Below are 21,254 nucleotides of genomic sequence, written 5' to 3'. Positions count from 1 at the left end.
AATCTATGTGTTTGATAAAAAACGTGATCGTGTTGTTGTTGACCGGGGGATTGTTGGCCTCCTGTGCCTCGAGCAAGAAAGTGGTGTATTTGCAGGATGTGGATGTTAATAAACGGATAAAAGCGGAGAGTGAGTACAAGACTGTGATCCACACGGATGATCTGTTATCCATCATCGTGTCGTGTGATGATCTGGAATCTGCGTTACCCTTTAACACGCCGATGATTGGGTTGGGGCGGGAGGTAAGCACGACTTCGACACAACAGATTCCAAGGGGATACCTCGTGGACAAGAACGGAGAAATAGATTTCCCGGTACTCGGGAAATTGAAAGTGGAGGGAATCTCGCGAAATGACTTGGCAGAGATGTTGAAAGAAAAATTATCTGTTTACTTGAAGAATCCGATCGTGACGATACAATTCCAGAATTTCAAGGTGACGATATTGGGAGAGGTGAAAAGTCCCGGTAGTTATAAAGTGGTCAGCGAGCGAGTGTCTTTGTTGGATGCCTTGGGTATGGCGGGAGATTTGCAGATTAACGGGAAACGGAAGAACGTGCTGGTGATGCGAGAACAGGGCGGCGAGAAAATCTTCGCACGGATAGATTTAACATCGAGTGATTTTATAGATTCCCCCTTTTTCTACCTGCAACAGAATGATGTGGTTTACGTGGAGCCAAACAAGGGGCGTATAGCCGGGGGAAGCGTGAGTACTTTCTTGCCTTATATATTGTCGAGTTTATCGACGATCGTGGCACTTATAACCTTGACTAAATAGTTTCGGAAGAATTAATTTATGAAGATGACCAACCAAGATAGTAATTTGATTCAGGCAGAAGAAGAAGAGTATTTTGACCTGAGAGCTTTTTTCTTTAAAATTTTGGCTCGTTGGTGGTGGTTTGCCATCAGTATTCCGTTGTGTGCAGGCATAGCTTTGTACGTTTGTTTTAGTTCGACGCCGGTGTATAAAGTGGGGGCGAAGGTGATGATTAGTGACTCGAAGAAGGGGGAAGTCGGGGTGAACCCGATGTTGAAAGAGTTGGGTTTGTTTCAGGGGAACATGATGGTGGAGAACGAGATCGTGGAATTGAAATCCAAGAATTTGATTCTGGATGTGGTAAAGGAACTGGAATTGAACGTGGATTATACGCGGGAGAAAGTATTGAGGGACGAGAAGTTGTATAAGGACTCTCTCGTGCGGGTTTTGGTAGATTTGCCGGAGAATATTAAAGATACGACGCTTTACGTGATAGCAAGAGAGATGAACCGGATTGAGGTACTTGATGCGGACAGGAATATCATGTTCGAGGGGGAGTTTTCCCGGGCGATCCCGATGGGTGATTATCGGATGACGGTGGAGAGAAGTGATTCGTCGTTACGGGCTGGAGATGAAATACGCGTGGATCTGTTATCTTACGGGAAAGCCGCCACGGATTTCCACAAGCGGCTGGAAATAAATTTACTGGAGAAGAACACGAGTGCGGTGGGGGTTTCGTTGAAAGAAACGAACCCGATAAAAGGCATGGATTTTCTTTACACGATGATCCGGCGTTACAATGAAAACGGGATTGATGATAAACAACTCGTGTCGGAAAAGACAGTGGAGTTTATCAATGAGCGTTTGCGGGTGATCAACCAAGAGTTGGGTGATATAGAGAATGATGCAGAATCGTTCAAGAAAAGGAACCAGTTGACGAACTTGACTTCGGATGCGGCTTTGGTGATGGAGCAGAAGAAGGTGACCGATGCGGAGTTGTTGAAGTTGGCGACGGAAATGGACGTGGTAAAGAGCGTGCGCTCTTACCTTGAGGATAGGCAAGGTGAGGAGTTCAGGATTTTGCCGGAACGGCTCGGGCTTACGGACGAGACATTAAACAGCGGGATCAGTAAGTATAACGAGATGGTGTTGCGAAGGGGAAAGTTATTACAGTCTGCCCGCGAGAGTAACCCGATTATCACGGGGTTGGAAATGCAGCTCCGGGAATTGAAAAGTAGTATCCGCTCGGCAATTGCGAATGTGGAGAAGGGGTTGGATATTAAGATCAAGAGTCTGGAGCGCGAGAGTCAACTGGTGGAAGAGAAATTGATATCCGTTCCCACGCAAGAAAAACAATACCGTTCCATCGCCCGCGAACAGGAATTAAAGGAGAATCTTTTCTTGTTCCTGATGCAAAAGCGGGAGGAGGCGGAGATCGCCAAGCTGATGTACGTGCCGATGGCCAAAATCATCGAGAACCCGGACCCGGGCGAGTATCCGGTAGCCCCAAGAAAAATGTTTATTTTATTATTCGGGATGTTTATCGGTGTCGTTTTGCCCGTGGGGATCATGTTTGTGGCAGATATGTGGGACACGAAGGTGAGGGATGCTTCCGAGGTAGAAAAGGTTGTGAGTTCACCGTTGTTGGGAACTTTACCGCAATTACCCGAGGATAAAACGTCTGTTTCCCAAGAAGATTTCCTGATGTCGGAATCGATGCATTTGATTCGAGAAAATTTGAATTACTTGATCAAGCAAAAGGGAGTGCCGGTGATCATGGTTTCTTCCACGATACCGAGAGAGGGGAAATCGCTGGTTGCCGCGCATCTGGCTAACGCTTATGCCAAGGCGGGCAAGAAAGTGGTCGTGATTGGTTGTGACTTGCGAAACCCGAAATTGAACGAGTATTTCAAGAGAGAGAACAAGAAAGGGCTGTCCGCGTACTTGGCAGGGATGGTGGATGACCCGGGTTCGATTGTCGAGAAGGTGGATGATAACCTTCACGTGATATTCGGGGGTACTGTACCGCCGAACCCGACACAGTTGATAGCGAGTCCCCGGATGGGCGAATTGTTGGAATACTTGAAAAAAGATTTTTCTGTTATTATTCTTGATACACCGCCGTTGGGGATACTGGCGGATGGATTCTCCTTGAGCGGGTACGCGGATGCCTGTGTTTACGTGGTTCGGGCAAATGTGCTTGACAAGAAGGGATTGCGGGTGATTACCGATCTGGAGAAAGGGAAACGTATGGAGAATTTAGGAATCGTGGTGAACGGTATAAAGATGAGTCGTTCCGGTGGTTACGGGTACGGTTATGGCTATGGTTATGGCTACGGTTATGGTTATGGCCACGGGCAGGATGCCGGTGAGAAAAAGGGGAAAAAACGTAAATCGACAAAGTGATGAGTTGGTTTCGAAGGGAGAATAAACAATACTTCTTTTACGAGCATGACGTGCATTCTCATATCTTACCGGGATTGGATGACGGGGTGAGGAAGATGGAGGATTCGGTGGCGATCGTGAAGAAAATGTTGGCACTGGGGGTGAAGAGGTTTTCTTTTACCCCTCATATATCTTTCCCGTCGCCTTTGAACACGCGGGGTGGAATTTTAGAGAAGTTGGAGGCATTGAGAACGTGTTTGGCAAAGGAGGGGATTGATATAGACGCTGACGCGGGAGCGGAGTACAAAGTCGGGGAGTACATGATAGATTTGATCAAGCAGGGGGATATTGCCTCGTTTGACGGGGGAAAAGTGCTGGTGGAGCATAGTTTCGTGGCGGCATCGCCTTCTTTCGAGGAGGTGGTTTTTCGATTGCAGGACAAGGGCTACACGCCGGTATTGGCACACCCGGAACGTTACCCGTTTTACGCGGGGCATTTGGAAGAACGTGCTGAGGATTTGAAGCACAGGGGATGTCGGATGCAGGTGAATCTGTTATCGTTTGTCGGATTTTACGGAAAGGAGGCTCAACACGGGGCGAAGGCTCTGGTAGCGGCAGGTTTGATCGATCATGTTTCGGGAGATATTCATTCGATCAAGCAAGTGGAGCTTTTGGAGAAGTTTTTGAGATCGGGAGAGGCGAAAAACCTGACTAATTTACGATTTTAAATTTTAGATTGAAGGAATTTCTTGTTCGTTCCATGATTTACGATTGATGAAAGGATTTATGGGTAAAGGGATTGCCGGTTAGACGATGCGGTGATTGAAGATATGCCTCGGGAGAAGAGTTCCCGGGGCTTTTTTTATAAATTAAAAAATGTGATTATGGAACATTTATTGAAAGGGAGGTTGTTCTCTTGGTTAAAAGAAGGTGCTCAAGAGATGTCGGGTGAACAAATAGAGGTGATTGTTCAGGAGTTCGTGAACGATTTGGTGAAATGGAGTGAGGAGGTGCGAGATTATAGTGAGGTGGCTCGAGGTTTGGAAGGTATCCGTATCCGGTTGCAGGTTTGGGACGAGGTGTATCAAATTTGTGACGGGACTGGAAAAAAAGATCACGGTGAGTTTGTGTCTTCATGCCGTATTGATGCGGGTGGAGCACGAGATCCGGTTGGTACGGGAGCGATTGGAGAAACCGGAATGGTTTGCCGGGCATCTGGATGACGGACCGCTGGCAATTTGGAAGTCGGAAAATCCGAAAATGGAAATGGCGGAATTGGCATTGGGGATTTGTCTAGCGAAGGTGTTGTGGTCGCCGAGGGGCAAGTTGATGGGGTATGACGAGATTATCAAGCTGGTGGAGCGGGTTTTCGGGATGAAACTTCCGAATTACCGGGATCTGAAGCGGGATATTTTTGGAAGACTGAAGGATGTAGCGGTGTTTTTGAAACAGTTGGTGTTTTTGATAGAGCAGGCCAAAGATGAGAAGGATGCCCGGAGGCATTAAATGATGTGGGGTAGAGTTAGTTTGTGGATTTTTCAAAAAAAATCGCTATTGATAATCAATGTATTGAAAATAAAATCACTACACGCGGGGCACGCGTGTAGTGATGGAGTTTGGCAGGGGATGTACTTTTGCATTCAGAAAAACGAGAGAGATGTAAACGTTGGTATTTATTAAAACGAGAGCTTATGGCAGAAGTAAAAAATTGTTTGGGAATCAGAGGACGAGTGGGTGATTTTGTTCTCTACCGGTTAGGGGGTAAAACGTTTCTGAGAAAACGGGCAAAGCGGAATGACTCCAATACGGAGGAACAACGGGCGGTGCGGGCAAGGTTTCGGACGGCAGTCCGGTTTTACCAGAAATTGAAGGAAACGCCTTTGGATGAGGTGCTGGATATTGCAGCCCAAGGGATCTGTGTTAGCGGTTATGCTTTTTTCATGAAGGAGAATTTGAAGGCGTTTGGTCCGGACGGGAGGATCAAGGATTATTCACAATTGCAGTTTGCTGCCGGGAAACGACAGAAGGTGTTTAACTTGGAAGGATGGGTGGATAAGGAAGGACAGGTGACGTTGAAATGGGTGAATAGTTTGATCGGGACGTTGACGGAAGGGAAAGATCGGTTGGGGGTAATGGTGTTGCGCGAGGATAGGGCATTTTCCCCGGAGGTAATTGATGAATTGACGGTTTGTCGAAAGGAACGGGAAGCTCATTTTAGGGTGTTCCGCAAGAAAGGGAAAAAAGTACACGTGTATTGTTATTTTATTTCCCCTAACGGAAAAGTGTTGTCGCCGAGCCAGTATATCTGTTTGCAAGAGGAAGAATGAAACCGGTAGTGAATATGGTGAACGCGATCGGAGAGTTAGTCGGTCGGTTGACACTCCCGGCGAGGGAGAAAAAGGAATTGGAAGCAGAGATCATGAAGTTGATGTACGAATATGAACGTGAGATCGCGGAGGTCCAAGCAAACGTGATTCAAGCGGAAGCGACGGGGAATTGGTTGCAGAGGTCGTGGAGACCGTTGGTGATGCTGACATTCGCGGTGATCATTCTGGTGGGGACTTTCACGAGTTTGCCAATCTTGGCGGATTCTTCCCGGTTTTGGGATTTGTTGGAAATCGGATTGGGTGGGTACGTGATCGGGCGGAGCGGGGAGAAAATGTTGGGGGCTATCGCACGAAAGCGGCGCTGATTTTAAATTTTAGATTTACGATTTATGAGTTACGAGTATTAATTTAAAGATTTTTGTTATGACATTTTCAATTTTCAATTCTCAATTTTCAATTGTGAACGATCGGTTGATAGGTCACGGGGTGATTTATCTGGATTGCGTGAAGAATACACGAGCTATTGTCGGGCCGGACATGATTATTTTACATTACACGGCAGGGAGTAATTGTATGTCATCGGCTCATTATCTGACTCGACCGGATGTGGCGGCTTCGGCTCATCTGGTAATTGGGAGAGCGGGGGAAGTGGTTCAGTTGGTGCCGTTTAATATCGAGGCTTGGCATGCCGGGAGAAGTTGGTATGCCGGACGAGAGGAGTTGAATCATTATTCTATCGGGATCGAGTTGGATAACTTGGGACAATTACGGATGGAAGGGGGAAAGTTTGTGGCGGAATGTGGACGGGAGGTGCCTTTCAAGGAGGTATACACGGATGATTCCGGGAGAGAACTTACTTACTGGCACAAGTACACGAGGGTACAGATGGACGTGTTGCGGGAGGTGTGCCGGTTGTTGAAGAAGCGTTACCCGATAAAGTACGTGGTAGGGCATTCGGATGTAACGGCGAGGAAGGTGGATCCGGGACCGGCGTTACAATTTTAGATTTATGATTTACGAATTATGATTTAGTGATTTACGAATTACGATAGAGTGATTTTTAATTTTTGATTGGGGTGGTGCGCACGCTTCAATCGGGAGAGTGAGTTTTTTATTTATTAATTATTTAAATTTTGTTGTTATGGCAATATTTGATTCAAATTTGTTGGGAAAGGTAACGAAGTCCGTCGGGAACGTGACGATGTGTTACACGAATAAGAAGAATGTCGCGAAAGCGAAAGTATTCAAGAGGAAAGATAATCCGACGCCGGAGATTCTGGATCAGCGGGCACGGATGAAAGTGTTGATACAGTTGGCCCGTCGTTTGTTAGCGGTTATCCGGAAAGGATTCAAGGGAGTGGGAGGAGGAACGACTTCGAACGCTTTCGTGAAAGCAAACATGGGAGCCGTGAGCGTGACTGAAGGACACGTTGCCACGATGGAGTTCGAGCGGATGAAGGTGGCAGAAGGATGGCTTGAGGTACCGGAGATTTCGGTGACGTATAGTGCGGATACAAGTAAATATCAATTCGAGCAAGAGGCAAACGAGGACGAGTACGCTAACTCGTTAGTGGATGATAGGGTATATGCCGTATTGTTCGAGACTGCATTGAAACGCCTGAAGATTGTCACGTTGAGGAATAGAGGCGAGAGTGGCAGTACCAGTTTCGCGCTTCCGAAAGGTTGGGATAACTCGAAGGTTGTGGCCTATTGTTTTGCCACGTCAAAGAATGGTAGTCAAGTATCGGATAGTGAATATTTGATTATCGAGTGATCCGTGATGAGTATTCATTTTTTTACCGGAATATTCTTCACGTTGAGTTTGAATGCCTTTTTCTCACAGTTGGCGAATGATTTAGTGGCGGGGATATTGAGTATCGTGGGAGGAGTGATCAGTTCAGTCGTGGTGGCTTGGTGCAAATATCGGTGGAGTAAGCATCGACGAGAGAAATAGCGAAAAGTTAAACAAGTGAAGAGTCGCATCTAAATGGTGCGGCTTTTCGTTTTATAAGTTTTTCTCGTGTACTTTTGGCAGGCTGTTGGAATACGAGCAGGGCGAATGCGTCAAAACGCTTTTCGCCCTTTTAGTTAAAAGTTTATAAAGTCTATAAAGTTCATAAGGTTTATGGACCCTAGCGGGCGCTTTGTCCACGGCAGCATGGCTGCCGGTAAACCTTGTCCGAAGGACGCCCGTTACTTTATGAACTTTATAAACTTTATGAGCTGAAAGCTCAACTTTATGAACTGGGCGAAAAGCCTTTTGATGCGTTCGCCCTGGGAATATGAGAAAATATTTGTTTTTGTGAAGGTTTTTTAATATCTTGACGCCGTTTTTCTGGAACACTGGCACGTTTATTGAGTTCTGATTATCTGGATAAAAGAAGAATAAATTAATATATATAATACGTTTTTTACTATGGAGAATAAATTAGATATTTTGACCAAGAAGCTTTATGATGAGGGGGTTGATAAAGCTCGCCGGGAGGCGGAGAATATCATCAACCAAGCGAAGCAAGAGGCCGAAAAGATCGTTGCCGAGGCAAAGGCAAAGGCAGATCAGATGAATGCCGATGCCGAAACCGATGTGGCAAACTTGAAGAAGAAGGCGGAGTCTGAAATGACGTTGAGTGCCCGTCAAGCGATCACGGCATTGAAACAGGCAATTACTAATCTTGTTGCCGGAGAAGTAGCGGGAGAGGTTGCCAAGGTCGGATTCGAGGAAAAGGCTTTCATTCAAGAGTTGGTTATGACAATCGTGAAGAAGTGGGATGTTGCCGGGGGGAATTTGGATATGGAAGTACTTCTTTCTGCTGACGAGAAAGATAAATTCGAGTCATTTGTAACGGCAAAATATAAGGATTTGCTGGATAAAGGGCTCACGGTGAACGTGGGTAACTTGGACGAAGGATTCGTGATCCAACCGAAAGACGGAGGGTTCCAGATAGCGTTCTCGGAGAAATTGTTCGAGGCTTTCTTTAACCAATATATCAAAGGCTTTACGAAGAAGCTCCTTTTTGAAGAAAATAAATAGATATTGGATTTTTAGTATCTAAAATTTGAAAAGGATGATATTAAAGAATAATTACTACTGTTTAATCGCGGGTTTACCGGAGGTTTTTCTGGACGATCGGAAATTGTCGTTGTCCGTGAATGGGTTCCGGGAGTTGGCGCAAGGGGCTTTGAAGAAGGAGGACGTGAAGTTGATGAATCTTTTCTTCCTTCCTGCCGATAACAAGCAAGTCCTTCGTTTGCTGAATAAGATGGAACCCGATACCGCCCTTGAAACAGTATACCCGTTGCAACAGTTGGAAGACGAAATAGCCGAACCCAAAAATTCTTTACCCGCTTACCTGAATCAATTTATTGCCGATTTCAAAGGGGAACATCTTAAATACGAGACTTCGCCCGAGAATGTGTTGAGTTGGATGTATTACGATTATATGATGAATTGTGGAAACAAGTTTGTCAGAAAGTACGCGGAATTCTCGATGAATATTAAGAATTTGGTAGTCGCTTTTACTTGTCGGAAATACGGTAAGGAAGTTGCCCCGGAGATTATCGGTAATAATGCGGTTTCCAAGGCGCTGAGGACTTCGAACTCGAAAGATTTCGGTTTGGGTATGGAATATCCTTACGCGGAGAAGGTGATGTCGCTGATGAATAACCCTAATCTCGTGGAACGGGAACGGGGATTGGATTTGCTTCATTGGGATTACATCGAGGAAGCCGTGGTGTACGAGTATTTTTCCATGGAAAAGGTTTTGAGTTTTATGCTTGAGCTGATGATCGTCGAGAGGTGGAGCAAGATGAGCTCCGAGTCGGGACGAAAGGTATTCATGGAGGTAGTCGATAAGTTTAGACGGAGTTTTGAGTTCGCGGAAGAATTTAAGTGATTTAAAATTTAAAATTGAGAGATGAATAAAACACAAGGAAAAGTTCATAGTATTATTTCCAATCTTGTACTTGTGCGCACCGAGGGACCGGTATCCCAGAACGAGATCTGTTTTATCCGGCTCGGGGACGAGCGGTTAATGGCGGAGGTCATCAAGGTGGTTGGGGATATTGCTTATGTGCAGGTTTTTGAAAGCACCCGGGGATTGAAGCCCGGTTCTTTAGTGGAGTTTGAGGACCACATGTTGGAGGTAACATTGGGACCGGGCTTGCTATCCAAGAATTTTGACGGTCTTCAGAACGATTTGGACAAGATGACCGGGGTATTCTTGAAACGTGGTGAGTACACGAACCCGTTGGAGGCAGATAAGAAATGGAGTTTTACCCCACTGGCAAAAGTCGGTGATAAGGTGAAGGCTGCCGACTGGTTGGGTAACGTGAAAGAGAACTGGTTGGATCACAAGATAATGGTGCCTTTCAAACTGAAGGGCGAGTTTACCGTGGCATCTATCGTGGGTGCCGGGGAGTACACGATCATGGACACGATAGCTGTGTTGAAAGACGAGGCTGGCAAAGAGGTGCCCGTGAGTATGATACAAAAATGGCCGGTGAAGGTGGCTATCCGTAATTACGTGGACAAGCCGCGTCCGTCACGTCAGATGGAGACGGGAGTACGTGTTATCGACACGATGAACCCGATTCTGGAGGGTGGTACCGGATTTATTCCCGGTCCGTTCGGTACGGGAAAGACCGTGTTACAGCATGCTCTTTCGCGTTTTGCCGATGCCGATATTATTATCATGGCTGCCTGTGGCGAGCGTGCGAACGAGGTGGTGGAAATCTTCACGGAGTTCCCCGAACTGGAAGACCCCCGTTCCGGTCGTAAGTTGTACGAGAGAACGACGATTATCGCTAATACCTCGAATATGCCCGTTGCTGCCCGTGAGGCTTCTGTTTACACTGCAATGACGATCGGGGAGTATTACCGTTCCATGGGTATGAAGGTGTTGTTGCTTGCCGACTCTACTTCCCGTTGGGCTCAGGCTTTGCGTGAGATGTCCAACCGTATGGAGGAGTTGCCGGGACAGGATGCTTTCCCGATGGACTTGTCTGCAATTATTTCTAACTTCTACGCTCGTGCCGGGATGGTGTACTTGAATAACGGTAAGACGGGTTCCGTGACCTTTATCGGTACGGTGTCGCCTGCCGGGGGTAACTTGAAAGAGCCGGTGACGGAGTCCACGAAGAAGGTGGCTCGTTGTTTCTATGCTCTGTCGCAGGCTCGTGCCGATGCTAAACGTTACCCGGCTATCGATACGTTGGAATCTTATTCCAAGTATCTGGAGTACCCGGAATTCGTGGAGTTTGCCAAGAAGAATATTTCCGACACGTGGATCGACGGAGTGAATGAGGCCCGTAATATTTTGGTACGGGGACGGGAGACAGCCGAACAGATCGACATTTTGGGAGATGACGGTGTGCCATTGGAATATCACGTGGTATACTGGAAATCCGAGTTGATTGACTTCGTGATCTTACAGCAGGATGCTTTTGACAACATTGACGGCTCTACTTCAATGGAACGCCAGAAGTATATGTTGGAAATGGTGTTGGGCGTGGTTCGCTCCGAGTTTAATTTTGATACGTTCGAGGAGGTTAATCCTTACTTTAAACGGATCATTAATGGATTCAAGCAGATGAACTATTCCGAATTCCAATCCGATGCCTTCAAGAAGTATGAGGCTGAGGTGAAGGGGATTATTGACGAGAGAAAAAAGAAATGAGATAATTGTAAATTTTAAATTTTAAATTGTAAATTGAAAGAAGAGCAATCTAAAATTTAAAATCTAAAATCTAAAATTGTATGACGACTGCTTTTCAAAAAGTTTATACAAAGATTACCCAGATCACGAAGGCAACGTGTACGTTGAATGCTCAAGGTGTCGGAAATGACGAATTGGCTATTGTAGACGGGCGGTTGGCACAGGTCGTGAAGATTTGGGGTAATGATATAACCCTTCAGGTGTTCTCCGGAACGGAGGGTATCCCGACGAATGCAGAAGTGACATTCTTGGGGAAGGCTCCGACTTTAAAGGTTGGAGATGATTTGTGCGGACGTTTCTTCAATGCTTTCGGCGACCCGATTGACGGGGGGCCGGCAGTTGACGGGGAGGAACGAGAGATTGGAGGTCCTTCCGTGAACCCGGTTCGACGTAAACAACCGTCGGAATTGATTGCAACGGGTATCGCGGGTATCGATTTGAACAACACGTTGGTGTCCGGACAGAAAATTCCGTTCTTTGCCGATCCGGATCAACCGTATAACCAAGTAATGGCGAACGTGGCATTGAGAGCCCAGACGGATCGTATTATCTTGGGAGGTATGGGATTGACGAATGACGACTATCTGTATTTCAAGAATTTGTTCGATAATGCCGGAGTGCTTGACCGTATTGTCAGTTTCGTGAATACGACGGAGGCTCCCCCGGTGGAGCGTTTGTTGGTTCCGGATATGGCATTGACGGCTGCCGAGTATTTCGCCGTGGAGAAGAACGAGAAGGTATTGGTATTGTTGACGGATATGACGTTGTACGCCGATGCTTTGAGTATCGTGTCTAACCGTATGGATCAAATCCCGTCGAAGGATTCCATGCCGGGTTCTCTATACTCGGATTTGGCGAAGATTTACGAGAAAGCGGTGCAGTTCCCTGCCGGAGGTTCTATCACGATTATTGCCGTGACCACGTTGTCCGGTGGTGATATTACACACGCTATTCCGGATAACACGGGGTACATTACCGAGGGACAGTTATTCTTGCGTAAGGATTCGGAGATCGGTAAGGTTATCGTTGATCCGTTCCGAAGTTTGTCTCGTTTGAAACAGCTCGTGATCGGTAAGAAAACCCGTAAGGATCACCCGCAAGTGATGAATGCCGCCATCCGTCTGTATGCCGATGCAGCCAATGCCCGCACGAAGATGGAGAACGGTTTTGACCTGACGGACTACGACCGCCGTACCCTTGATTTCGCGAAAGAGTATTCGAACAACCTACTTGCCATTGACGTAAACATCAGTGTCGAGCAGATGCTGGATACAGCGTGGGAGCTGTTCCGGAAATACTTTAACAAGGCGGAATTGGGAATTAAGGCGGAGATTATCGAACAATTCGGAAAATTTTCAGAATGAAAATTTTCTTGATTTTAAATTTTAGATTTTAGATTTTAAATTGAGTGATGAATAGCGCTGAGTTTCAAAATAAGACGAAGAAGTTAGGTTTAGGGGTAATTCGTTTCGTGGAAGTACTTCCACAGAATAATGCTTCACGAGTGATTATAAATCAGATTCTTCGTTGCGCTTTGTCGGTTGGTGCTAATTATCGGGCAGTATGTCGAGCGAAATCGGATAAGGATTTTATCCATAAAATGAAAATTGTTGAAGAGGAATGTGATGAAACAATTTATTGGTTGGAAATTATTGAGGAATCTGGCTTGGCTAAAGTGGAACCGATCGCTCCTTTGAGAAAAGAAGCAAGGGAAATCTTGGCTATGATAGTAGCTTCGATTGATACTGTAAGTAAAAATTTAAAATCTAAGCAGTCTGAAATTTAAAATCTAAAATTTAAAATCTAAAATTAAAAAACTGGTAAGGTGATAAAGTTTCAATATAATAAAACTTCGCTTCAGGGGCTGGATAAGCAGTTGAAGATGAGAGTACGGGCATTGCCTACCATCAAAAACAAGGAGTCGGCTTTGCGGTCGGAGGTGAAGAAAGCGAAACAGGTGGCGGATGAGTTTAGTGTGAAGTTGGAGGAGACGCTGAATTCGCTCAACGATATGCTGCAGCTTTATGACGAGTACAAGGAAGATATTCTCGTCGTGAAGGATGTAAGGATGTCGGTGAAGAAGATTGCCGGGGTGAAGACGCCCGTTCTGGACGGGGTGGACTACGAGGTGAAGGATTTCAGCTTGTTCAACCAACCGGGATGGCTCCTTGACGGAGTTGAATACATCAAGAAAGTGGTGAGTATCGCTTTGGAGAGAGAGTTTTTCGCGAGAAAAATGGAGTTGCTCGATAAGGCGAGAAAGAAGACCACTCAAAAGGTGAACTTGTACGAGAAGGTGCAGATACCGGGTTATCAGGAAGCTATTCGTAAGATTAAGCGTTTCCTTGAGGACGAGGAAAATCTGTCCAAGTCGTCGCAGAAGATCGTGAAAACCCGTAAATTGATGGAGGAATAGTCTATGATAGTACCTATGATGAAATTATCCCTGTTGATATTTTATAAGGAATATCAGACGTTTCTCGGGGAGCTCCGGGAAAAGGGAATGGTTCATATTCACGAGAATACGGAACGATCGGCAGAAGATACGGATCTTCAGGCTAAGTTGATGTTGATTAAACGTGCCGGAGAGATGATCACGCATATGCAGAGTCGGAACGATGTGGAGCAGATCGAGAAGGTAAAGGCTGACGACGAGCATTTGCTGGAATATCTGGAAGGTTTGTATAGCAGACAGGAACAAATCGACCAGCAATTGGTCGGGTTGGAGAAAGACTATGCCGCTTATCGCCCGTGGGGACAGTTCTCCCGGGAGAAGATTCAGAAGTTGGAAGCCGCTGGGTGGGAATTTCATTTCTTTTCCGTGGCGGAACAGAAGTTTCAACCGGAATGGGAAGCGACGTATGATGCTGTTGTCATTAGCGAGATGATGGGGCAAAAGTATTTTGTCACGGTTACTCCCGCCGGGATGAAGGTGGAATTGGAAGCGGATCCCTATATATTCCCTCAAGCAACCCAAGATGAGTTAAAAAAACAGATCAAAGGGCTACGGGAGGAATCGGTAAAGATCGGCGAAGAGTTGGATGCGATTTCCCAAGATGCGATTGCACGCTTGAAGAAGTATCGTTTACAGATCACGGAGATGGCGGATAAATTGAAAGTGGAGGATGCCGTGCAGACGTTCGTGGACGAAAAGGTGATTGCATTGGAAGGATGGATTCCCGTCGAGAAGGAAGCAGAGATGAGAAGTTTCCTCGAATCGAAGGATGTGTATTTTGAGTTTACCAGACCTACACCCGAGGATGATGTTCCCGTGCAATTGAAGAATAGCGCCTATTCAAGATTATTTGAGCCGGTAACGAAGATGTTTGCTTTGCCGCAATACAAGGAATTGGATTTGACCCCCTTCCTTGCTCCGTTTTTTATGCTGTTCTTCGGAATGTGTATGGGGGATGGCGGATACGGGTTGATTATCTGGTTGGTGTGCTTTATCATCGGGCGAAAGGCTTCTCCCGCGATAAAAGGATACCTCGTGTTGGGGCAGTATCTGGGACTCATGACGGTTGTTGTCGGGTTATTAACGGGTTCGTTCTTCGGTATCGCTCTGGATAGCGTGGAATGGCCTTGGCTTGCCGGTGTGAAATCGTTGTTCCTGACAGAAGCGAACTATGGTAAATATTTGGGAGGTTATAATCCGATGATGATTATCGCTGTTGCCGTGGGTATTATTCAGATTCTTTACGGAATGTGTTTGAATGCCGCTCGGTTGACGAAACAATTCGGGTTTAAGTACGCGGTTTCCACGTTAGGTTGGGTCGGTGCAATTATCTTGTTGGGAGTGTTGATCGGGTTGCCGATGTTGAAGGTGGTGATTCCGGAGGTTTTGAAGTACGTGTTGTACGTGCTTTTGGGACTCTGTGCGCTCACGATCTACTTCTACAACTCTCCGGGAAAGGGAGTTTTCACGAATTTCGGCTCCGGGTTGTGGGGAACGTACAACATGGCTACCGGATTGCTGGGGGACACGCTTTCCTATATCCGTCTTTTCGCTATCGGGTTGACGGGTAGTATTTTGGGAGGAGTGTTCAACACGTTGGCATTCCAACTCACGGACGGTCTACCTGCCGTTGTAAAATTTATTGCGGTATTTCTGATCTTGATTATTGGTCACTCGATTAACTTCGGTTTGTGTATGATCAGTTCGTTCGTGCACCCGATGCGTTTGACTTTCGTGGAGTTCTACAAGAATGCCGGATTTGAAGGTGGCGGTAAGCAATACGAGCCGTTCAGAAAAAAAGTAAATGATTAAAAACAAAGATTATAAAAATAACAAATTAAATAGATTAGAATTATGGAACCAATTTTATTAGCTTATTTAGGTATTGCGTTGATGGTGGCATTATCAGGTATCGGTAGTGCTTACGGGGTTACTATTTGCGGTAATGCAGCCGTGGGGGCGTTGAAGAAAAATCCGACCGCTTCCGGTCAGTATATCGGTTTGTCCGCCTTACCTTCTTCACAAGGTTTGTACGGATTCGTGGGATACTTCCTGTTGAGTAGCTTCTTGACGAACGTGGATATGGGTTGGGGACCTGCTTCAGCTATTTTCGGTGCCGGGTTAGGTCTTGGTTTGGTGGCATTCTTCTCTGCTATCCGTCAGGCTCAAGTATGTGCCAACGGTATCGTGGCTATCGGTAGCGGTTATAACGTATTCGGTACTACTATGGTGTTGGCCGTGTTCCCGGAGTTGTATGCTATCTTGGGATTGTTGGTGTTGATCTTGATCACGGGGTTGATTCCTGCATAAGTATCAAAGTATAGATTTTAATTATATCTGAAAAACGGGGACTTCGTGTGTAAGTCCCCGTTTTATTATTTCATGATAACAAAATGTGATTTTTTAACGTATCATCATTATTGAAATATAAATGTTGAATAATGATGATTCGGATAAAACGTTACGGCTTGATTCTACTTTTCATGTGGTTGGGAGTGGAAACACATGCCGTCGAGATAAAGAAGAAGTTGTTGTATGACCGGCATACTTTGTCGGACACGTATAAGTACGGGAAGCAGGAGCGACGTTTCCAGTGGGATAAGATTTCGGCATTTTTGGATTCACTCGTGACGTTTCAAGAGCGGAATGACGGGTATGGCGTGTTAAGGAATTATAAAAATCAGAATGGTGAAGCCCCTTTGACAGAAAAATATATAACCAATAAATACAAGCAGATTAGGGATACGTTCGGGGTAAATCGTTATCAAGGGATTCCTTTGTACAGCTTAGGTAACGTGAAAGTTCCATTCCGTTACGGTCGGGACGGGGCTTACGTTTCCGTGATCAGCGATAGTGCCGATTATTTCCAGATTATCCCGGCTACTTTCGGTGGCGTGTGGCACGTGCCTAAAAAATACATGAAGCTGATAGGTCCTCTTTCAATTAAAAAAGTTATATTTGTTGACCGAACGAACCAGAACATAGCAACTTTGGAACAGGATGGAACCACGTGGTTGGTGCGGAGTATGAATCCGATTACAACGGGAGCTAACAGACCGCCTTATCAACAGCCGACACCCCCGGGAATTTATTTCATTCAAAAGAAATTGTCGGAGATGTTGTTCTTGAAGGACGGGTCGGCGGAAGAAGGAGGGTTTGCACCATACGCTATCCGGTTTACAGGGGGAGCTTATTTACACGGGGTACCGGTGAATTACCCTCACAACGAGTTGATAGAGTTCAGTTGGTCGCTCGGGACAACGCCAAGGTCGCACATGTGCGTGAGAAATGCCACGTCACATGCCAAGTTCATGTATGATTGGGCGGAGGTGGAGAAGACATTGGTGATCGTGTTTGATTAATGTAAATGATAGTTATGCGTGTATTTTTGACGCTTTTTTTTGTCGGGATTATTTGTTGGATGGCGCAACCGGGTGTTGCGGCTGAAAGGCATTTGCCCGTGAATAGCAAAACGCTTTATCACGAGATCGGTTTGGAGGGTATCGTGGATTATGCTCTTTTTGAACGAGCGATTGCCGGGTATAATCAAACGGATTCATTGGCGAAGGATATTCTCACTTTGATTGATTTCTCGAAACCTTCTACCGAGAAGCGTTTGTACGTGGTTAATCTGAAATTGAAGAAGTTACTCTACGTGTCATACGTGTCGCACGGGAGAAACAGCGGGGAAAAGTACGCTACTTCATTTTCCAATAAAGAGGGTTCTTACAAGAGTTCGTTGGGTTTCTATCGGACGGAAAATACTTATTACGGGAAGAACGGGTATTCCTTGATTCTTGACGGATTGGAAAAAGGAATAAATGATAACGCGAAAGAACGGGCTATAGTGATGCATGGGGCTGCCTATGCTGATCCGTCCACTATTCGGTCGTGCGGTCGATTGGGACGCAGCTTGGGATGTCCGGCTTTACCGCTGACGGTGTGTAAAAAGATTATTGACACGATAAAGGGTGGAACTCTTTTATATATTCATGGGGATGACAAGACTTATGCCGAGCGAACCGTTTTTGCCGGGGATACGGATAGGAAAATTTTTTAAATATTGGATATGATAACTTACGCTATACTTATTGTCACGGTGGTGGTATCAATAGCTTGTTTTAGCAATGATTCGTTATTTAACAAGCTGTCATATTCGCCTTACCGTATGATACACTCTAAGGAGTGGTACCGTATTATTTCTCACGGGTTTGTACACGCGGATTGGGTGCATTTGTTCGTGAATATGTTCACGTTTCTTTCTTTCGGTCAGTACGTGGAGAGTGCTTTCGGGTATTTGGGCTTTAGCGGGGGGAGTTTTTTACTCCTGTACTTCGGTGGAATGATAGCGGCTTCTCTATATGATTTGTGGAAATACCGGGATAATCGATATTATACTTCTATCGGGGCTTCGGGGGCGGTATCGGCAGTGTTGTTTACCGCCATATTCTTGAATCCTTGGGATAAGATTTATTTATTCGCCGCGATTCCTATTCCCGGTATCGTGTTCGGTTTCGTTTATTTATGGTATTGCCAGTACATGGCGAAGCGGGGCGGGGATAATATCAATCACAATGCCCATTTCTACGGGGCGGTGTATGGTTTTATTTTCCCGATATTACTGGAACCCGGGTTGTTGCAGATATTTATACAGCAACTTTTAAGGCACTAATCCGTTTTTAGAGAATAAAATTCTCTATATTTGTAACTCAAGTGCAAAAAATGGGATATGCGAGTGAGTGACCAAGAGATTTGCGAGTTGCTGAAAGAGCGGAAGATAGGTGGAATGGAGCTTCTCTTTAAAGAATACTACAAGCCGCTAGTGGTTTGGGCAGCTACTTTTTTGCACGATACTCAGCGTTCGGAGGATGTGGTACAGGATTTTTTCGTTAAATTGTGGGAGAAGTCGTTTGTGGATAAGTTACAGCCTGATACACTGAAATCATATTTGTTTACTTCCGTGCGTAACTTGGCTTTGAACCAGCTCGATAGAATAGATCCGTTAAGGCGGGCTTGTGACGTGGCACGTTACGAGAGTCCTTGGGAAGAATATGATAGTTTCGAGGACGAGGTTTTCCGGCGGGTGGAAACGGAAATCGGGAAGTTGCCGCCCAGAACACAAGAGATTATTCGAAGCGTGTATTTGAAGGGAATGAAATATAAAGAGGTGGCGGATGAATTGGGAATTTCGGTTTCGACAGTAAATTCTCTTCTGGTAAAAGCGTTAAAAAAACTCAGGCAAACAACTGAAAAAGAGGGCGATATTGCGGTGTATTTATTTTTTCTTGAAAAAAGATTATTGGAAATCACGTGAGTTCCATATCTTAATAGTAGGTAATAGCATGGAAGACACGTGGATATCTTATTGAATTTCCGTGTTAATGTCTTATTATACAAGGTGTTTAGCCGGTATAAAGATGCTCCCGAGCGGCTTTACACCGGCTTTGTATCGGCTTTGAAGCGAGAATAATCCCTATTCTCCACGGGATATGCATGGGATTACAACGGATAGTGTTTATAAATAAATCTTCTAAATTATTTGGTCTGAATGATTATTCCTATACTCTTTCGGAGATATGTGCTTTATTTTCTTGAAGATACGATTAAAATGCGGGACATCGTTAAATCCTACGGTGTAGCATATTTCCGATACTTGCTTTCGCGAGTGCTTCAGTAGTTCGCAGGCGGTATTTAAACGGTATTGAGTAACGAATTGCGAAAAAGTCATCCCTTTGCATCGTTTGAAGTAGGAACAAAATGCCGAACGGTTCATCCCCACTTCCGTGGCAATGTCATCCAAAGAAATAGCATGGACATAGTGTGCCATCACGTAGGTGCAGATTTGTTGCATCCGCCGCACGTCCCGCTCGATGCGCATCGGTTTGCCCGCGAACGTGTGGTCAGATGTGGTAAAAATGATGGGTAACAAGCGCATCATCTCGCTTAAGCGTCCCAACTCGTCCATGTCGTTCATTTCAGATAATATTTTGCGAATGATGCGGGAGCTTTCAGGGCCGAATTTTAGAGCATCGGTCGGAAACGTGATGCCTGCCAATCGATTCCGTAATTCCGGGAATACTTCTATGCAACGCTCCACTAGCGAATGGCTGAAAGCTACCATCAGATAGCGTATACACCCGTCATCGTCCGCTGAATTTGGCGCGTATTCCCAACGGTGAAGCATAGACGGGGGGATTAATGCCACGTCGTCCGCCGCAAAGGGCTGTAGCGTATCGCCTGCCATCCGGTTGCCTTGCCCGTGAACGACGTAGTATAATTCCCATGCATTGTGCTGATGTAGTTTTGCTTCGATATTTATTTCGACTCGTTGGTCTATGAAGAAAAACGAGTGATTCTCCACATCGGGTAATTCGTAAGGAATGACGATATCTTCCATAAAAGAAGGTTTAAAATCTATCTTATTGCAAATATTCAACAAATATACGAGATAATATGACAAATATACAACAATGAAATGGTGTAATTTTGCCATTGAAAAACAATAAATGTAACTTAAAACATATCGTTATGGATTTTTATCAGGTATTAGAAAGAAGAAGAACTATCCGAGATTTTTCTGATAAGGAAGTTTCGAATGAAGTGTTGGAAAAGATTTTGTCGGCAGCTTTCAAGGCTCCCACTAACGACCATTTGCGCCAGTTCGAGTTCGTCGTTGTAAGAGGACCAGAAAATATTGCCCGGCTCGTGTCGCCGGTGGTGGAAAATACCCAACGTATTCAGCAGACGGGATTGGAAACGGCGGCAAACGTAATGGATGAGGATGAACACGCGATGTTTGTCGATGCCCTATCCAAACAGCAACGAATGCTTATACAAAGTGATTGCCTCGTCCTGCCGTTTTTCCGGCAGAAGGATTACCCTCTATGTAAGCCGGCAGACCAAAGTTCGCTCAATTATTTTGCCTCCGCTTGGGCTGCAGTTGAAAATATTTTGCTGGCGGCAACGGCAGAAGGACTGGCGTGTGCGTTCCGTATTCCTATCGGTAATGAACCGGAGCACGTGAAGCGACTTGTCAATGCTCCCGAAGGATACGAGTTTACCTGCTTCCTCGCCATCGGTTATCCCGCTGAAAATGCACATATTTGCAAGCAAAAGGAAATCAACGTCGAGGATAGAATACATCGCAATGTTTGGTAGTAAGTATTCGTTATGAATAAGATGAGGTTAGTGTCAAATTTTGGGGTGTTCATAAAGTTATTTGGCTGTCTGTGTCATTTGGTTGATGACAAGAGGAGAGGAGGATATTTTTGTATCGTTAATTTGAAAATAGAAAATGATGAGAATAGAAATACGATGCAAAAGTTTGGTGGGCATGATGAATTTCCGGAGAGAACAGGGAGTTGTGCCGGTGAAGATAGGGAACAAAGTCCTTTTAAACTCCTTTCAAACTCCTTTCAAAGACCTTCCCGAAGGTCTTTGAAAGGAAAATATTAAGAATGTAAAAAGGGATAAATAGATAATTACTTGCTTATCTCTTTATTTGTGGAAGGCGATTTCTGTCGGTCGAGGAGGAAATAGAAGAAAATATTTGAGAAAAATGATTTTTGTAATGTGTTGATTTCGAGTGCGTATTCTTGTGTGAATTATTTTTCTTTGA

The 21,254-nt window shown here is 45.3% G+C and carries 23 protein-coding genes; 22 read left to right on the top strand and 1 reads right to left on the bottom strand.

The window, feature by feature from the left end; translation table 11 throughout:
* Positions 1–5: 5 nt before the first annotated feature.
* From L0M98_RS20930 to L0M98_RS20830, 21 genes are all read left to right on the top strand, one after another.
* On the top strand, positions 6–776 hold the full coding sequence (locus tag L0M98_RS20930) for a polysaccharide biosynthesis/export family protein (protein ID WP_099290749.1): 771 nt from the start codon (positions 6–8) through the stop codon (positions 774–776).
* Positions 777–800: 24 nt separating this feature from the next.
* On the top strand, positions 801–3,161 hold the full coding sequence (locus L0M98_RS20925; RefSeq protein WP_227217687.1) for a GumC family protein: 2,361 nt from the start codon (positions 801–803) through the stop codon (positions 3,159–3,161).
* Complete coding sequence (locus tag L0M98_RS20920; RefSeq protein ID WP_227217686.1) at positions 3,161–3,868, top strand: tyrosine-protein phosphatase; 708 nt, start codon at positions 3,161–3,163, stop codon at positions 3,866–3,868. The genes L0M98_RS20925 and L0M98_RS20920 overlap by 1 nt, the downstream gene beginning before the upstream one ends.
* Positions 3,869–4,232: 364 nt before the next feature.
* Positions 4,233–4,646 (top strand): hypothetical protein, encoded by a 414-nt coding sequence (locus tag L0M98_RS20915; protein WP_227217685.1) that lies wholly within the window; start codon positions 4,233–4,235, stop codon positions 4,644–4,646.
* 185 nt (positions 4,647–4,831) lie between these two features.
* A complete protein-coding gene (locus L0M98_RS20910) occupies positions 4,832–5,467 on the top strand; it encodes a hypothetical protein (protein WP_227217684.1) in 636 nt (211 codons plus the stop codon).
* Between the two features lie 14 nt (positions 5,468–5,481).
* A complete protein-coding gene (locus L0M98_RS20905; RefSeq protein ID WP_227217683.1) occupies positions 5,482–5,832 on the top strand; it encodes a 3TM-type holin in 351 nt (116 codons plus the stop codon).
* 58 nt (positions 5,833–5,890) lie between these two features.
* Entirely contained in the window at positions 5,891–6,472 is a 582-nt protein-coding gene (locus L0M98_RS20900; RefSeq protein WP_227217679.1) for an N-acetylmuramoyl-L-alanine amidase, read from the top strand.
* A gap of 136 nt (positions 6,473–6,608) precedes the next feature.
* A complete protein-coding gene (locus L0M98_RS20895) occupies positions 6,609–7,241 on the top strand; it encodes a DUF6266 family protein (protein WP_186977066.1) in 633 nt (210 codons plus the stop codon).
* A 6-nt stretch (positions 7,242–7,247) separates the two neighbouring features.
* The gene (locus tag L0M98_RS20890; protein ID WP_227217677.1) at positions 7,248–7,421 is read left to right on the top strand and encodes a hypothetical protein; all 174 of its coding nucleotides are present in this window, start codon (positions 7,248–7,250) and stop codon (positions 7,419–7,421) included.
* 462 nt (positions 7,422–7,883) lie between these two features.
* On the top strand, positions 7,884–8,498 hold the full coding sequence (locus L0M98_RS20885) for a V-type ATP synthase subunit E family protein (protein WP_227217675.1): 615 nt from the start codon (positions 7,884–7,886) through the stop codon (positions 8,496–8,498).
* A 34-nt stretch (positions 8,499–8,532) separates the two neighbouring features.
* Complete coding sequence (locus L0M98_RS20880; RefSeq protein WP_227217673.1) at positions 8,533–9,360, top strand: DUF2764 family protein; 828 nt, start codon at positions 8,533–8,535, stop codon at positions 9,358–9,360.
* Positions 9,361–9,381: 21 nt separating this feature from the next.
* Positions 9,382–11,142, top strand: coding sequence for a V-type ATP synthase subunit A (locus tag L0M98_RS20875; RefSeq protein ID WP_099290742.1), 1,761 nt, complete (start codon positions 9,382–9,384; stop codon positions 11,140–11,142).
* 80 nt (positions 11,143–11,222) lie between these two features.
* Positions 11,223–12,545, top strand: a complete 1,323-nt coding sequence (locus L0M98_RS20870) for a V-type ATP synthase subunit B (protein WP_227217671.1) — start codon at positions 11,223–11,225, stop codon at positions 12,543–12,545.
* Between the two features lie 47 nt (positions 12,546–12,592).
* Positions 12,593–12,967: a four helix bundle protein gene (locus L0M98_RS20865; protein WP_227217669.1), complete on the top strand. Its 375-nt coding sequence runs from the start codon at positions 12,593–12,595 to the stop codon at positions 12,965–12,967.
* 39 nt (positions 12,968–13,006) lie between these two features.
* Positions 13,007–13,597, top strand: a complete 591-nt coding sequence (locus tag L0M98_RS20860) for a V-type ATP synthase subunit D (RefSeq protein WP_099290740.1) — start codon at positions 13,007–13,009, stop codon at positions 13,595–13,597.
* 15 nt (positions 13,598–13,612) lie between these two features.
* Positions 13,613–15,448, top strand: a complete 1,836-nt coding sequence (locus L0M98_RS20855) for a V-type ATP synthase subunit I (protein WP_227217667.1) — start codon at positions 13,613–13,615, stop codon at positions 15,446–15,448.
* Positions 15,449–15,490: 42 nt separating this feature from the next.
* Complete coding sequence (locus tag L0M98_RS20850; RefSeq protein WP_065218712.1) at positions 15,491–15,946, top strand: ATPase; 456 nt, start codon at positions 15,491–15,493, stop codon at positions 15,944–15,946.
* Positions 15,947–16,077: 131 nt separating this feature from the next.
* Positions 16,078–16,998, top strand: coding sequence for a L,D-transpeptidase (locus L0M98_RS20845; protein WP_227217665.1), 921 nt, complete (start codon positions 16,078–16,080; stop codon positions 16,996–16,998).
* A gap of 59 nt (positions 16,999–17,057) precedes the next feature.
* A complete protein-coding gene (locus L0M98_RS20840) occupies positions 17,058–17,696 on the top strand; it encodes a murein L,D-transpeptidase catalytic domain family protein (protein WP_227217712.1) in 639 nt (212 codons plus the stop codon).
* 9 nt (positions 17,697–17,705) lie between these two features.
* The gene (locus tag L0M98_RS20835; protein ID WP_099290737.1) at positions 17,706–18,308 is read left to right on the top strand and encodes a rhomboid family intramembrane serine protease; all 603 of its coding nucleotides are present in this window, start codon (positions 17,706–17,708) and stop codon (positions 18,306–18,308) included.
* A gap of 57 nt (positions 18,309–18,365) precedes the next feature.
* A complete protein-coding gene (locus L0M98_RS20830) occupies positions 18,366–18,950 on the top strand; it encodes a sigma-70 family RNA polymerase sigma factor (RefSeq protein WP_227217663.1) in 585 nt (194 codons plus the stop codon).
* Between the two features lie 216 nt (positions 18,951–19,166).
* On the opposite strand, the gene L0M98_RS20825 is transcribed toward L0M98_RS20830, so the two are convergent.
* On the bottom strand, positions 19,167–20,033 hold the full coding sequence (locus tag L0M98_RS20825) for an AraC family transcriptional regulator (protein WP_227217655.1): 867 nt from the start codon (positions 20,031–20,033) through the stop codon (positions 19,167–19,169).
* Between the two features lie 131 nt (positions 20,034–20,164).
* On the opposite strand from L0M98_RS20825, the gene L0M98_RS20820 reads away from it, so the two are divergent.
* Positions 20,165–20,794: a nitroreductase family protein gene (locus L0M98_RS20820; RefSeq protein ID WP_227217653.1), complete on the top strand. Its 630-nt coding sequence runs from the start codon at positions 20,165–20,167 to the stop codon at positions 20,792–20,794.
* Positions 20,795–21,254 lie beyond the last annotated feature (460 nt).

The organism is Butyricimonas sp. DFI.6.44 (genome assembly GCF_022132345.1).
GTDB lineage: Bacteria > Bacteroidota > Bacteroidia > Bacteroidales > Marinifilaceae > Butyricimonas > Butyricimonas muris.
This window is presented reverse-complemented; position numbering and strand designations above follow the sequence as displayed.

What these genes read in the sequence shown, in the direction of transcription:
- L0M98_RS20930 (WP_099290749.1), top strand. Translation starts at nt 6, where the DNA reads ATGTGTTTGATAAAAAACGTGATCGTGTTGTTGTTGACCGGGGGATTG.
- L0M98_RS20925 (WP_227217687.1), top strand. Translation starts at nt 801, where the DNA reads ATGACCAACCAAGATAGTAATTTGATTCAGGCAGAAGAAGAAGAGTAT.
- L0M98_RS20920 (WP_227217686.1), top strand. Translation starts at nt 3,161, where the DNA reads ATGAGTTGGTTTCGAAGGGAGAATAAACAATACTTCTTTTACGAGCAT.
- L0M98_RS20910 (WP_227217684.1), top strand. Translation starts at nt 4,832, where the DNA reads ATGGCAGAAGTAAAAAATTGTTTGGGAATCAGAGGACGAGTGGGTGAT.
- L0M98_RS20905 (WP_227217683.1), top strand. Translation starts at nt 5,482, where the DNA reads ATGGTGAACGCGATCGGAGAGTTAGTCGGTCGGTTGACACTCCCGGCG.
- L0M98_RS20900 (WP_227217679.1), top strand. Translation starts at nt 5,891, where the DNA reads ATGACATTTTCAATTTTCAATTCTCAATTTTCAATTGTGAACGATCGG.
- L0M98_RS20895 (WP_186977066.1), top strand. Translation starts at nt 6,609, where the DNA reads ATGGCAATATTTGATTCAAATTTGTTGGGAAAGGTAACGAAGTCCGTC.
- L0M98_RS20890 (WP_227217677.1), top strand. Translation starts at nt 7,248, where the DNA reads ATGAGTATTCATTTTTTTACCGGAATATTCTTCACGTTGAGTTTGAAT.
- L0M98_RS20885 (WP_227217675.1), top strand. Translation starts at nt 7,884, where the DNA reads ATGGAGAATAAATTAGATATTTTGACCAAGAAGCTTTATGATGAGGGG.
- L0M98_RS20880 (WP_227217673.1), top strand. Translation starts at nt 8,533, where the DNA reads ATGATATTAAAGAATAATTACTACTGTTTAATCGCGGGTTTACCGGAG.
- L0M98_RS20875 (WP_099290742.1), top strand. Translation starts at nt 9,382, where the DNA reads ATGAATAAAACACAAGGAAAAGTTCATAGTATTATTTCCAATCTTGTA.
- L0M98_RS20870 (WP_227217671.1), top strand. Translation starts at nt 11,223, where the DNA reads ATGACGACTGCTTTTCAAAAAGTTTATACAAAGATTACCCAGATCACG.
- L0M98_RS20865 (WP_227217669.1), top strand. Translation starts at nt 12,593, where the DNA reads ATGAATAGCGCTGAGTTTCAAAATAAGACGAAGAAGTTAGGTTTAGGG.
- L0M98_RS20855 (WP_227217667.1), top strand. Translation starts at nt 13,613, where the DNA reads ATGATGAAATTATCCCTGTTGATATTTTATAAGGAATATCAGACGTTT.
- L0M98_RS20850 (WP_065218712.1), top strand. Translation starts at nt 15,491, where the DNA reads ATGGAACCAATTTTATTAGCTTATTTAGGTATTGCGTTGATGGTGGCA.
- L0M98_RS20845 (WP_227217665.1), top strand. Translation starts at nt 16,078, where the DNA reads ATGATGATTCGGATAAAACGTTACGGCTTGATTCTACTTTTCATGTGG.
- L0M98_RS20840 (WP_227217712.1), top strand. Translation starts at nt 17,058, where the DNA reads ATGGCGCAACCGGGTGTTGCGGCTGAAAGGCATTTGCCCGTGAATAGC.
- L0M98_RS20835 (WP_099290737.1), top strand. Translation starts at nt 17,706, where the DNA reads ATGATAACTTACGCTATACTTATTGTCACGGTGGTGGTATCAATAGCT.
- L0M98_RS20830 (WP_227217663.1), top strand. Translation starts at nt 18,366, where the DNA reads ATGCGAGTGAGTGACCAAGAGATTTGCGAGTTGCTGAAAGAGCGGAAG.
- L0M98_RS20825 (WP_227217655.1), bottom strand. Translation starts at nt 20,033, where the DNA reads ATGGAAGATATCGTCATTCCTTACGAATTACCCGATGTGGAGAATCAC.
- L0M98_RS20820 (WP_227217653.1), top strand. Translation starts at nt 20,165, where the DNA reads ATGGATTTTTATCAGGTATTAGAAAGAAGAAGAACTATCCGAGATTTT.